The following is a 12,009-nucleotide window of genomic DNA, read 5'->3' on the forward strand; positions in this document are numbered from 1 at the left end:
CCTTTCACACTTTTCTTCCCTCCGTAGCTTTCGGCTGAGCAATTTTCCAATCAGGCGGGGGCGAATATTTGCAAAAATGGGGACCACCGGCTTCGCCGGTGGTCCCCAAATAATTTTAACTTTTCTCGCAACACCGAGCTACCATTTCCTCCATCATGCCCTGCCGCAGGTGGCACAGCAGCCGGAACTGCTCCACGATGTCCGCCTGCATGCCCTGACTCATCCATAGCACGATCTGACCATAGCACTCGCACTGGTAAAACCGCACCAGCACCTCCCGGTCCGCCTCCGGCAGAGCCTTCCCGGCAAACGCCGTGTCAAAATAGCTGCCCACCACGCTGTGGCAGATGTCAATCAGGCTGTGCTCATAGGCCTCGTGGCTGGCGGAATTGTAAAGATGCAGCACGGCCGTTCGGTTCTGCAGGGCAAATTCCACGGCAATTTCCAGGCACTGCTCCAGCGAGTCGACCGTCGGGTACTCCTGCACGATGCGTGCAGCCTCGTCCCGCACGATCTCCTCCGCCAGTGCGGGGATGTCCGGGTAGTGATAGTAAAACGAATTGCGGTTGATGCCGCAGTCCTCCACGATGTCCTTGACTGTGATCTTGTTGAGCGGACGCTCGTTGAGCAGCTTCAGGAACGAAGCGCGGATCGCACGCTTGGTCAGCGATGTCACGGGCTGCACCTTCCTTTCCTGCCCATTATGCCACAGACCGGGATTTTTTGCAAGGAAAAAAACAGGGCCGCCGGAGCGGCCCCGCTTGCGGATTATTTTGCTGCGTTGCGCAGGATGCACTTGAGCGTGCGCACGGCGGCCTCCATGTCCTCGACCGGGACGTACTCGAACCGGCCGTGGTAATTCTCGCCGCCCGTGAACAGGTTCGGGCAGGGGAGCCCCTCGTAGGACAGGCGCGCGCCGTCCGTGCCGCCGCGGATGGGCACGACGCGCGGCGTGACGCCCGCATCGCGCATGGCCTGCTGCGCCGCCTCGACGATGGCCATGTGCGGCTCGATCTTCTCGCGCATGTTGTAGTAGCTGTCGCGCAGGGCGACCTCGACCGTCCCCGCGCCGTATTTCGCGTTCAGGAAGGCCGCCGCCGACTCGAACAGCGCCTTGCGCGCCTCGAACGACGCGCGGTCGTGGTCGCGGATGATGTATTCGAGCGTCGCCAGCTCCACCTCACCCTGCATGGCACACAGGTGGCTGAAGCCCTCGTAGCCCTCCGTGGCCTCCGGGCGGTCGTGCACCGGCAGCATACCGTGGAACTCCATGGCGATGAGCTGCGCGTTGATCATGCAGCGCTTGGCCGAGCCGGGGTGGACGTTGCGCCCGTGGACGGTCACAACGGCGGATGCGGCGTTGAAATTTTCATATTCCAGCTCACCGAGCGTGCCGCCGTCGACGGTGTAGGCGTAGTCCGCGCCGAAATGCGCCAGATCGAAGCGGTCCGCGCCGCGGCCGATCTCCTCATCCGGCGTGAAGCCGATGCGCAGGGACGCGTGCGCGCCGCCCTCGGCCAGCAGCTCCTCCACGGCGGTCAGGATTTCCGCGATGCCCGCCTTGTCGTCCGCGCCGAGCAGCGTCGTGCCGTCCGTGACGATCAGGTGCTTGCCGACGCTGCGGTTCAGGATCGGGAAATCCGCAGGGCTGAGCGCCGTCGTGTCGTTCAAAGCGATGTCGCCGCCGGTGTATTCCACGATGCGCGGCTTGATGTCCCTGCCGGAGCAGTCCGGCGAGGTGTCCATATGGGCAATGAGGCCGATGGCGGGCGCACCGGGCGTGCCGGGCACGGAGCCGTAGACATAGCCGTCCGCGTCGATGCGGGCGTCCGCAATACCGAGCGCGCGCATCTCCTCCACGAGCGCTTCGCCGAGCAGCTTCTGCTTCGCGGTCGAGGGGCAGGTCTCCGAGCTCTCATCCGACTGCGTGTCGAAGGAAACATAGTGCAGAAGGCGTTCCGTTACCGTCATATCCGTTCTCCTTTCCAATTGTCGAAAACTGCCCCGGCGTTTGGCCGGGGCAGAAATTTTTTCTTACTTGCCGCAGAGCGCTGCAGTGTCCTGCGCGATCATGAGCTCTTCGTTCGTGGGGATGACCCAGACCTTCACGCGGGAATCGTCCGCGGAGATGAGGGCTTCCTCGCCGCGCACCTTGTTGCGCTCCGGGTCGAGCTTGACGCCGAGGAATTCCAGACCCTCGCAGATGGCGGCGCGGTTCGTGCAGCCGTTCTCGCCGACGCCGGCCGTGAAGACCAGGCAGTCCAGACCGCCGAGCGCGGCGGCGTAGGCGCCGATATACTTGCGGACCTCGTAGCAGAACTTGTCCAGCGCGAGCTGGCAGGCTTCGTCGCCCTTGCTGGCGCCGGCCTCGAGATCACGGAAGTCGGAGGACACGCCGTTCGACAGAGCCAGCACGCCGGACTTCTTGTTCAGCATCGTCAGGCACTCGTCGGCCGTCATGTTGTACTTGTTCATGATGAACTGCGCGACGCAGGTGTCGATATCGCCTGCGCGGGTGCCCATGGGAACGCCGGCCAGCGGGGACAGGCCCATGGATGTATCCTGACACTTGCCGTCCGCAACGGCGGAGAGGGAGGAACCGTTGCCGAGGTGGCAGACGACGATCTTCAGCTCGCTTGCGGGCTTGCCCATCAGCTCGATGGCGCGCTTGGAGACATAGCGATGGGACGTGCCGTGGAAGCCGTAGCGGCGGAGGTGATCTTCCTCATAATACTTCGTTGGGATGGCGTAGCGATAGGCCTTCGGGGGCATGGTCATATGGAACGCAGTGTCGAACACGGCGACCTGGGGCTTGCCCGGCATGACCTTCTCGCAGGCCTCGATGCCCATGAGGTTGGCGGGGTTGTGGAGCGGGCCGAGGGGGATGCAGTCGCGGATGGCCTGCTTGCAGGCTTCGTCGATGATGCAGGATTCGACGAACTTGTCGCCGCCGTGCAGCACGCGATGGCCGATGGCATCGATCTCGTCCGTGGACTTCAGAACGCCGTACTCCGGATCGACAAGGATGGACAGGACGGCCTCAATGGCTTCGGAATGCGTGGGCATGGGGATGTCGCGCTCGACCTTCAGACCGGTGGCGGGGACCTTGTGTGTCAGCTTGCCATCGATGTAGATGCGCTCGCACAGGCCCTTGGCGAAGACCTCACCGGAGGTCGGGTCCATCAGCTGGTACTTCAGCGAAGAGCTGCCTGCATTGATCACGAGAATTTTCATGGTTGTGTCAACTCCTGTAAAAACATTGTTTTCTTTTCTTCAATTTCGTGATAGTATTAACACATACGGCTTTATTCTATAATAAATTGGCGCATGATACAAGTGCTTTTTTGGGAAATGAGGAATTTTTTGTGAGGATCGCCGGAATCATCTGCGAATACAACCCCTTCCACAACGGCCATGCCCATCAGCTCGCCGTGCTGCGGGAGGCGGGCTATGCGCCGGTGTGCGTGATGAGCGGGGACTATGTCCAGCGGGGCGAGCCCGCTGTCATCCCGGCTGCGTCACGGGCCGAGGCCGCCGTTCGCTGCGGGGCGGCGCTGGTGCTCGAGCTGCCGCCAAGCTATGCGCTCCGCTCGGCAGAGGGCTTTGCGGACGGCGGCGTGGAGCTGCTCGACCGCCTCGGCTGCGCGGAGGCGCTGTGCTTCGGCAGCGAGAGCGGCGATGCGGAGGCCCTGCTGGCTACGGCGCGAACGCTGCTGTCTCCGGAGCTTGTGCCGCTGCTGAAGCAGGAGCTTGCGGGCGGCGCCTCGTTCCCGGCGGCGCGGCAGCGGGTGCTGGAACGGCTTGGCGCGCCCGGTGCGGCGCTGCTGGAGCGGCCCAATTCCATTCTTGCGGTGGAATACTGCAAGGCCCTGCTGCGGCGCGGGTCTGCCATGCGGCCGCTCGTGCTGCACCGCGCGGGGGATTATCACGGCGGGAGTGCTGCGGATGCGCCTTCGGCCAGCTTCCTGCGCGGGCAGGCGGACTGGACGGGCTATATGCCGGAGGCTGCGCGGGCCGTGCAGGCCGCTGCACCGCGATATAGGCTGGCGGCGGGGGAGCGGGCCATGCTTGCGCGCCTGCGGGCCATGGGGGAGGAAGCGTTCGCCGCGCTGCCGTTCGGCTCCGAGGGCCTGTGGCAGAAGGTGATGCATGCCTGCCGCACGGAGGCGTCGCTGGAGGGCATCCTCGCAGCCGCAAAATCGAAGCGCTATCCGCGCACCCGGCTGATGCGGATGCTCCTGTGCGGCTTTCTGGGCCTGACGGAGCAGCAGCTGACCGAGTCTGTGCCCTATGTGCGCGTGCTGGCGCTCGATGCGGACGGCCGGGCCATCCTGCGGGCGGCGCAGGGCGGGCTCTCGCTCCTGCATGCGGGAGAGCGCGCACAGGACTGCGCGTTTGCGGAAACGGAGCGGCGCTGCCGCGCACTTTACGGCCTGTTCCGGGAGAACGGGCCCGCGGAGCCTGTACCGAAATCGCGCGTCTATGTGCAAAGGGATTGACATCGGGCAGCATTTCCCATACAATCATTTCCAGATGCGCACGGCGCACGGAAAAGGAGAGAGAAAAATGGCAATTATGCTTCGGCTCAAATGCCCGTCCTGCGGCGAAGTCATGAACGCGGCAGGCTTCTGCAATTGCACCAAATGCGGCACACCGATCCGCTACAACGGCTGGGGAATGCTGCAGATCTACCGCATGGGCTCCCCGGTCGGCATCGCGGCAGGCTACGGCATTTATCTGGACGGCCAGCCCTACGGCCATCTGGCCAACAAGGAGAGCATCCGCATTCCGCTCCCGATGGGGACGCACACGCTGCACATGACCTGCGGCATGACGCGCCGCTGTGAGGACCTGACGTTCACACTGACGCCGGAGGCCCCTGCCGCCTATGTCAAGGCGTCCATCCGCATGGGCTTCTGGTCGAACACGATCCGCCTGACTCCGGCCGATCCGTCCGAAATGCCGCAGGCGTAAACCGGTTTTTCCAAGAAAAAAAGCAAAAATAATGCTTGCAATTCTGCGAAAACTGTGGTAAGATAGTCGGGCATTGAAAATAAGAGGGGCATCATGCCCTTTTACGAAACGAGAAAGAGGTGAAAGCAATGAAGGAAGGAATCCATCCGAAGTACGAACAGACGACGATTCGATGCGCGTGCGGTGAGATCATTGAGACCGGTTCCACGAAGAAGGACATCAAGGTCGAAATTTGCTCCAAGTGCCACCCTTTCTATACCGGCAAGCAGAAGCTGGTTGATACCGGCGGACGCGTTGACCGCTTTAACAAGAAGTTTGGCCTGAAGTAAAGAATGAACGAAAAGTCTGCATCGTATCGGTGCGGACTTTTTTCATACTTTTTTCGGGAAAATACGCAGCTCCTGCCGCCGGCCGCTCCGGGCGGCGGCTGTGAGGAGCCCAGTCAGAATTTTGGAGGTAGTCATGCAGCAGAATGATCGAGTCAAAGCAGAGAAGGCCATCCTGGTCGGCCTGAGCGCGGACTGCTTCCGGCCGGAGGAGAACGCCACGGACGAGTCGCTGGACGAGCTGGAGGCTCTCCTCGAGACGGCGGGCGGCATCTGTGAGGCAAAGGTGCTGCAGAACCGCCACACGCCGGACCCGCACAGCTTCATCGGCGAGGGAAAGGCACAGGAGGTGCGCACGCTGCTCGAGAGCACGGGCGCGACGCTCGTTGTGTTTGACAACGACCTCTCGCCGTCCCAGATCCGCGCGCTGGAGGAGCTGACGGATGCGACCGTCCTGGACCGCAGCGCCCTGATATTGGATATCTTTGCCCAGCGCGCCAAAACGGCCGAGGGCCGCCTGCAGGTCGAGCTGGCGCAGTATCAGTACCTGCTGCCGAAGCTCTCCGGCATGGGCACTTCGATGTCCCGCCTGGGCGGCGGCATCGGCACGCGCGGCCCCGGCGAGACGAAGCTCGAAACGGACCGCCGCCACATCCGCGAGCGCATCACCCGCCTGCAGGCGGAGCTGGACGAGGTGCGCCGCGTGCGCGCCACGCAGCGTGAGCGCCGCGTGAAGAACTCCATGCCCGTCGTGGCGCTGGTCGGCTACACGAATGCAGGCAAGTCCACCCTGCTCAACGCTCTTACGGGCGCGGGCATCCCGGCCAACGACCGGCTGTTTGACACGCTGGACACGACGACCCGCCGCCTGAAGGTGTCGGATCATCTGGAGATCCTGCTGTCCGATACCGTCGGCTTCATTGCCAAGCTGCCGCATCATCTCATCGAGGCCTTTCAGGCTACGCTGGAGGAGCTGCAGTATGCGGACCTGCTGCTGCATGTCATCGATGCGTCCGACCCGCACCGCGAGGCGCACATCGAGGTCGTCGACCGGCTGATCGACAAGCTGGCCAAGCCCGGCGTGCCCGTGCTGCGCTGCTATAACAAGGCCGACCTCGTCGGCGACGTCTCGAATCTCCCCATTGGCGAGAAGAATATCCCCATGTGTGCGCGCAGCGGCATCGGCATGGACGAGCTGCTCACGCGCATTGAGGAGACGCTGACGGGCCAGCTCCACCGGGCCGTGTTCCTGCTGCCGTATTCCGACGCGGGCGCGCTGGCCCAGCTGCACGAGCAGGCGCAGGTACTCCGTGTGGATTACCTGCCGGAGGGCGTCGAGGTCGAGGCCGTCTGCCGCGAGGAGCTGTTCGGCCGCCTGAAGCGCTTTGTAAAGGAGCCGGAGGCATGAAGGAGTATCTCGTCCCCACCGGCGACGGCGAGGCACAGTTCATCGAGCGCCGCTCCCGCTTCATCGGACACATCTTCCTGACGGAGACGGAGGAGGAGGCGCTCGCGCGGCTGAAGCAGATGCGCGAGCAGTACTGGGATGCGACCCACAACGTCTACGCCTACATCATCCGCGACGGCGCAACGCGCTTTTCCGATGACGGCGAGCCGGGCGGCACGGCAGGTATGCCGGTGCTGCAGGTGCTGCAGCGGGAGGAGCTTTACAATGTAACGTGCGTTGTGACGCGCTATTTCGGCGGCATCCTGCTCGGCGCGGGCGGCCTTGTGCGCGCCTATGCTCACGGAGCCAAGATCGCCGTGGACGCCGCAGGGCGCTCCATCAAGCGCATCTGGACGAATGTCTATCTGCCGTGCCCCTACAGCTGGTATGAGCGCATTCGCCTCGAGGTCGCCGCATTCGGCGGCATGATCCGCGAGACGCAGTTCGGCGCGGATGTCGAGCTGGATCTGCTGCTGCCGGAGGAGCAGACGCAGGGCTTCCTCGAGCGGGTGACCGACCTTTCGGCCGGGACGATCGAGGGGCTGATCGGAAAACAGGAATACCGCGCGTTCCCGCTTCCCTGAGCGGACGCGCCGAGCGACAGACGGGAGGAAATGCCGATGACGATCCGGGAAGAACTGGAATGGACCGAGCACCTTTGCCTCAGTGAGCGTGCGCAGTTTTCCGATGCCACGCGCGGCCGCCCGCGGCCGGAGGAGCCGCAGGAAAACGACGTGCGGACCTGCTATCAGCGGGACTCCGACCGCATCCTGCACAGCAAGTCCTTCCGCCGCCTTATGCACAAGACGCAGGTCTTCCTGCAGCCGGAGGGCGATCACTACCGCACGCGTATGACGCACACGCTGGAGGTCGCGCGCATCGCGCGCACCATTACGCGCGCCCTGCGCCTGAATGAGGACCTGTCCGAGGCCATTGCCTTCGGCCACGATCTCGGCCATACGCCGTTCGGCCACGCGGGCGAGGTTGCGCTGACGGAGGTCATGGGCGAGCCGTTCCGCCACAACGAGCAGTCTCTGCGCGTTGTAGACGTACTGGAGAAGGACGGGCAGGGCCTGAACCTGACCTATGAGGTCCGCATGGGCATCCTCGGCCATTCGAGCCACAGCCGCATGCCGGAGACGCTCGAAGGCCAGATTGTACGCAAATCCGACCAGATCGCCTATATCAACCACGACATCGACGACGCCATGCGCGCCGGGATCCTGACGAATGACGACATTCCGCGCGAGATCTCCGACGTGCTCGGCGAGACCCACCGCGAGCGTATCAATACGCTCGTGACGGATATGATCTTCCACTCACGCGGCACGGGAGAGCTGGGCATGACGCCCGAGATCGAGCAGACCATGCAGGCGCTGCGCCAGTTCATGTTTGAGCGCGTCTACAAGAATCCGGTCGCCAAGGGCGAGGAATCCAAGGCCCGCCGCATCCTGCAGGAGCTTTATACCTATTACATCGCCCATCCCGAGGCGCTGCCGCAGGATTTCCAGCCGCAGCTCACGTTCGAGGGACTTCCGCGCGTCGTGTGCGATTATATCGCGGGCATGACGGACAAATATGCCATGTACAAGTATGACGAGCTGTTCATTCCGACCGGCTGGCAGGTGCGTGGCTGAAAGGAGGCAGAGCCGTGGCTTTTCCCCCGGCATTTCTGGATGAACTCAACGCCCGGAATCCCATCGAGGACGTCGTCGGGCAATATGTCGCGCTGACGCGCCGGGGCAGCAATCTGTTTGGCCTCTGCCCCTTCCATGGCGAAAAGACGCCATCGTTCTCCGTTGCGCCGGAGAAGGGCATTTTCTACTGCTTCGGCTGCCATAAGGGCGGCGGCGTGGTGAATTTCATCATGGAGATCGAGAACCTCACCTACGGCGACGCCGTGCGCTTTCTGGCAAAGCGCGCGGGCCTCGAGGTCCCGGACGATGGCGCTTATCAGTCGCAGTATAAGAAAAAAGAACGGCTCTGGGCACTGTGCCGCGCGGCGGCACAGTTCTATCACGCCCAGCTCAAGACCCCGGCGGGAGAGGAGGCGCGGGCCTATCTGCAGAAGCGCGGTGTCTCCGGCCAGACGGTCACACGCTTCGGCCTCGGCTATTCGCCGAATCGCTGGACGGCTCTGCTTGACGTCATGACGGCAAAGGGCTACACGAAGGAGGAACTGCTTGAGGCGGGCCTCCTCAGCCAGAACCGCGACAAGGGGACGCTCTATGACCGCTTCCGCAACCGCCTGATGTTCCCCATCATCGACGTGCGCGGCAATGTCATCGGCTTCGGCGGCCGCGTCATGGACGATTCGACGCCGAAGTACCTGAACTCGCCGGAAACGATTATTTTTAACAAGCGGCGGAACCTTTTCGCCATGAATGTCGTCAAGAAAAGCAAGCGGGAATTCATCATCCTCACGGAGGGCTATATGGATGCCATCGCGCTGCATCAATATGGCTTCGACTGTGCGGTGGCCTCGCTCGGCACCTCGCTGACGCAGGAGCACGCGGACATGCTGTCCAAATATACCGATGAGCTTGTGCTGACCTACGACGGCGACGAGGCCGGGCAGAACGCCACCCAGCGTGCCATCCCCATGCTGGAGCGGACGGGCCTGCGGGTGCGCATCCTGCGGATGCGCGGCGCAAAGGACCCGGATGAATTCCTGAAGAAATACGGCGCGGACCGCTTCCGCCTGCTGCTGGAGAGCTGCGAAAATCAGGCAGAGTACCGCCTGCGCTCACTGCAGATGCGCTTTGACCTCTCACAGGACGAGCAGAAGGTGGAATTTGCCAAGCAGGCCGCCGCCCTTATCGCGGGCTTCGGCACGGCGGTAGAGCGCGAGGTCTACGGCACGCGTGCCGCCGAGGCGGCAGGGCTTTCGCCGGACGTGCTGCGCATGGAGATCGACCGCGCCCGCAAGCGCCTGCTGCGGCAGGAGAAGCGCGAGGAGACGCGCCGGGAGATGGACCCGGCCGCAGCCGTTCAGCCGTTCCAGCGCGAGCTGCGCTACGACAACGTCCGCTCCGCCGTGGCGGAGGAGGGCCTGCTGCGCATGCTGTTCCGCGAGCCTGCTCTGCTGGCGCAGACGGAGGGCCTGACGGCGGAGGATTTCTCCGTGCCGCTGTTCGGCCGGGTCTATGCCGCTCTGCGCGAGCGGTGGCAGAACGATCTTGCCATCACGCCTGCGGCGCTGGCGGACAGCCTGAGCCCGGCGGAAATGGCGCATCTGACGGCCGTGCTGCAGAAGCAGGAGCCGCCGCTGTCCGAAACGGCGCTGGCGGATTACCTGCGCATCCTGCGTGAGGAGCGGGCCAAGGCGCGCGTGAGCGACGCCAGCGACCTGCTTGCCATGCAGCGGGATCTGAAGAAGAAAAAAGGATATGGAGGTTCGTAAGCGATGGAAGAACAGGTGCAGATGAACGAGAAGCTCCGCGCGCTTTTGGAAAAGGCGAAGCGGGAGAAAAAGATCGCCTCCAAGGACCTCATCGATACGCTCGAGGCGATCGATGCGGATGAAAAGCAGACGGAGCTGATCTACGAGGCGCTGGACGAGGCCGGAGTGGAGATCGATGTCTCCGACGTCGTGGAGCTGCTGTCCAAGCCGGTGGAGATGCTCCCGAGCGAGGAGGACCTCGAGCTGATCGAGGAGGAGAAGATCATCGACACGGAGGATCTCTCCGAAAATATGAGCCTGAACGACCCGGTGCGCATGTACCTCAAGGAGATCGGCAAGATCCCCCTGCTCACGCTGGAGGAGGAGCACAAGCTCGCCGTGCGCATGGCCGAGGGCGATGAAGAGGCCCAGAAAAAAATGACGGAGGCCAACCTTCGTCTCGTCGTTTCCATCGCAAAGCGTTATGTCGGCCGCGGCCTGCCGTTCCTCGATCTCATCCAGGAGGGCAATCTCGGCCTCATCAAGGCCGTCGGCAAGTTCGACTACACGAAGGGCTATAAATTCTCCACCTATGCGACCTGGTGGATCCGACAGGCCATTTCCCGCGCCATTGCCGACCACGCCCGCACGATCCGCATTCCGGTACACATGGTCGAGACCATCAACCGCGTCTCCCGCGCCAACCATGAGCTGCTGCAGGAGCTGGGCCACGAGCCGTCGCCCGAGGAGATCGCGCACAAGCTGCATCTCCCGCTGGAGAAGGTCGAGGAGGTCATGCGCATCGGGCAGGAGCCCATCTCACTCGAGACGCCGGTCGGCGAGGAGGATGACAGCCACCTCGGCGACTTCATTCAGGACGACGAGGCCGAGGAGCCTGCGGACGCCGCGTCCTATGCCATGCTGCGCGAGCAGCTGGCGGGCGTGCTGAAGACGCTCACGCCGCGGGAGGAGCGCGTGCTGCGCCTGCGCTACGGCCTGACGGACGGCCGCATGCATACGCTGGAGGAAGTCGGGGAAGAATTTAACGTCACACGCGAGCGCATCCGCCAGATTGAGGCGAAGGCTCTGCGCAAGCTGCGCCATCCGTCGCGTTCTAAAGTGCTGAAAGACTTTTTAGGATGACAGCTGGAACGCCCCTGAAAAAATTTCTCTTGACTTTACGGAAAAAATCCGTATGATATAGAGAGGAGAGAGGCGCGACTTTGCAGCGCGTCAAAGACAGGAGCGAAGAACGATGTTTGAACGGATCACGACATATCTGGCAGAGCAGTTCGATTTCCCGAAGGATTCGCTGCACTGGGATACGACGTTTAAGAGCCTGCAGCTCGACTCGATGGACATGGTCGAAATGATGATGGACATGGAAGAAGAGCTCGGCGTGGATTTTGACCAGAACGATATGGCAGAGCTGACCACCATTGGTGAGCTTGCCGATTACATTGAAAAGAAGCTGAACGAGGGCTGAATCAGGCCGTTCCGGTCTGTGACAAGGTCGCACTAGTCGGGGAGATAGCGGTGCCCTGTGACCTGCAATCCGCTATAGCAGGGATGAACTCCCATACCCGGGTTCGTGCTGTTTTGCTGTCCGAATAAGCGGTGTTGAGGCATCGGTCTTGCGCAACGGGCTCCCGTGAACCATGTCAGGCGGGGAACCGAGCAGCATTAAGCGGATCTGTCCGTGTGCCGCAAGGACGCCGCTGCTGAGCTGGCTGTTCGGGAAACGGAAATGGTTCCGGATTCAAATATGGGTGTGCGATCTTGTCATGGATCGGAATGGACAATAGAACGCGCGGAAGGGACGCCCCTCCCGCGCGTTTTTTGCACCGGCGCGATTGCAATTTGCGCCGTTTTCGCGTATA

Annotated in this window: 12 protein-coding genes and 1 other RNA gene; 10 read left to right on the forward strand and 3 right to left on the reverse strand. The window is 62.7% G+C overall.

From position 1 onward, the window contains the following. Positions 1-115: 115 nt before the first annotated feature. The 3 genes from ACMKFF_RS05850 to ACMKFF_RS05860 all read right to left on the reverse strand — a co-directional run bounded on the left by ACMKFF_RS05850 (position 116) and on the right by ACMKFF_RS05860 (position 3,234). Positions 116-676 (reverse strand): TetR/AcrR family transcriptional regulator, encoded by a 561-nt coding sequence (locus tag ACMKFF_RS05850; protein ID WP_418486686.1) that lies wholly within the window; start codon positions 674-676, stop codon positions 116-118. Positions 677-768: 92 nt separating this feature from the next. Beyond that, the gene (gene pepT / locus ACMKFF_RS05855) at positions 769-1,971 is read right to left on the reverse strand and encodes a peptidase T (RefSeq protein WP_367927084.1); all 1,203 of its coding nucleotides are present in this window, start codon (positions 1,969-1,971) and stop codon (positions 769-771) included. 63 nt (positions 1,972-2,034) lie between these two features. Continuing rightward, a complete protein-coding gene (locus ACMKFF_RS05860; protein WP_419496359.1) occupies positions 2,035-3,234 on the reverse strand; it encodes an acetate/propionate family kinase in 1,200 nt (399 codons plus the stop codon). A 131-nt stretch (positions 3,235-3,365) separates the two neighbouring features. On the opposite strand from ACMKFF_RS05860, the gene ACMKFF_RS05865 reads away from it, so the two are divergent. From ACMKFF_RS05865 to ffs, 10 genes are all read left to right on the forward strand, one after another. Beyond that, positions 3,366-4,499: a nucleotidyltransferase family protein gene (locus ACMKFF_RS05865; protein WP_419496360.1), complete on the forward strand. Its 1,134-nt coding sequence runs from the start codon at positions 3,366-3,368 to the stop codon at positions 4,497-4,499. Between the two features lie 67 nt (positions 4,500-4,566). Then, complete coding sequence (locus tag ACMKFF_RS05870; RefSeq protein ID WP_419496361.1) at positions 4,567-4,974, forward strand: hypothetical protein; 408 nt, start codon at positions 4,567-4,569, stop codon at positions 4,972-4,974. 128 nt (positions 4,975-5,102) lie between these two features. Continuing rightward, positions 5,103-5,303, forward strand: coding sequence for a 50S ribosomal protein L31 (rpmE, locus tag ACMKFF_RS05875; RefSeq protein ID WP_349135785.1), 201 nt, complete (start codon positions 5,103-5,105; stop codon positions 5,301-5,303). A 133-nt stretch (positions 5,304-5,436) separates the two neighbouring features. Further along, the gene (gene hflX, locus ACMKFF_RS05880) at positions 5,437-6,708 is read left to right on the forward strand and encodes a GTPase HflX (RefSeq protein ID WP_419496362.1); all 1,272 of its coding nucleotides are present in this window, start codon (positions 5,437-5,439) and stop codon (positions 6,706-6,708) included. Further along, on the forward strand, positions 6,705-7,331 hold the full coding sequence (locus tag ACMKFF_RS05885; protein WP_417324715.1) for a YigZ family protein: 627 nt from the start codon (positions 6,705-6,707) through the stop codon (positions 7,329-7,331). The genes hflX and ACMKFF_RS05885 overlap by 4 nt, the downstream gene beginning before the upstream one ends. A 36-nt stretch (positions 7,332-7,367) precedes the next feature. Then, positions 7,368-8,384, forward strand: coding sequence for a deoxyguanosinetriphosphate triphosphohydrolase (locus ACMKFF_RS05890; protein ID WP_367927078.1), 1,017 nt, complete (start codon positions 7,368-7,370; stop codon positions 8,382-8,384). Between the two features lie 14 nt (positions 8,385-8,398). After that, the gene (dnaG, locus tag ACMKFF_RS05895) at positions 8,399-10,150 is read left to right on the forward strand and encodes a DNA primase (protein ID WP_419496363.1); all 1,752 of its coding nucleotides are present in this window, start codon (positions 8,399-8,401) and stop codon (positions 10,148-10,150) included. Positions 10,151-10,153: 3 nt separating this feature from the next. Beyond that, complete coding sequence (rpoD, locus tag ACMKFF_RS05900; protein WP_419496364.1) at positions 10,154-11,272, forward strand: RNA polymerase sigma factor RpoD; 1,119 nt, start codon at positions 10,154-10,156, stop codon at positions 11,270-11,272. 112 nt (positions 11,273-11,384) lie between these two features. Continuing rightward, positions 11,385-11,615: an acyl carrier protein gene (locus ACMKFF_RS05905; RefSeq protein WP_349135779.1), complete on the forward strand. Its 231-nt coding sequence runs from the start codon at positions 11,385-11,387 to the stop codon at positions 11,613-11,615. Between the two features lie 27 nt (positions 11,616-11,642). Further along, an RNA gene (ffs, locus tag ACMKFF_RS05910) (signal recognition particle sRNA large type) lies at positions 11,643-11,906 on the forward strand. The last annotated feature ends 103 nt before the right edge of the window (positions 11,907-12,009 follow it).

The organism is Faecousia sp. (genome assembly GCF_048519415.1).
In the GTDB taxonomy this organism is placed as follows: domain Bacteria; phylum Bacillota; class Clostridia; order Oscillospirales; family Oscillospiraceae; genus JAZOXB01.

Bases quoted from the DNA above. Each gene is read 5' to 3' on its own strand.
- rpmE (WP_349135785.1), top strand. From the start codon at position 5,103: ATGAAGGAAGGAATCCATCCGAAGTACGAACAGACGACGATTCGATGC.
- ACMKFF_RS05870 (WP_419496361.1), top strand. From the start codon at position 4,567: ATGGCAATTATGCTTCGGCTCAAATGCCCGTCCTGCGGCGAAGTCATG.
- rpoD (WP_419496364.1), top strand. From the start codon at position 10,154: ATGGAAGAACAGGTGCAGATGAACGAGAAGCTCCGCGCGCTTTTGGAA.
- ACMKFF_RS05885 (WP_417324715.1), top strand. From the start codon at position 6,705: ATGAAGGAGTATCTCGTCCCCACCGGCGACGGCGAGGCACAGTTCATC.
- pepT (WP_367927084.1), bottom strand. From the start codon at position 1,971: ATGACGGTAACGGAACGCCTTCTGCACTATGTTTCCTTCGACACGCAG.
- ACMKFF_RS05890 (WP_367927078.1), top strand. From the start codon at position 7,368: ATGACGATCCGGGAAGAACTGGAATGGACCGAGCACCTTTGCCTCAGT.
- ACMKFF_RS05860 (WP_419496359.1), bottom strand. From the start codon at position 3,234: ATGAAAATTCTCGTGATCAATGCAGGCAGCTCTTCGCTGAAGTACCAG.
- hflX (WP_419496362.1), top strand. From the start codon at position 5,437: ATGCAGCAGAATGATCGAGTCAAAGCAGAGAAGGCCATCCTGGTCGGC.
- ACMKFF_RS05905 (WP_349135779.1), top strand. From the start codon at position 11,385: ATGTTTGAACGGATCACGACATATCTGGCAGAGCAGTTCGATTTCCCG.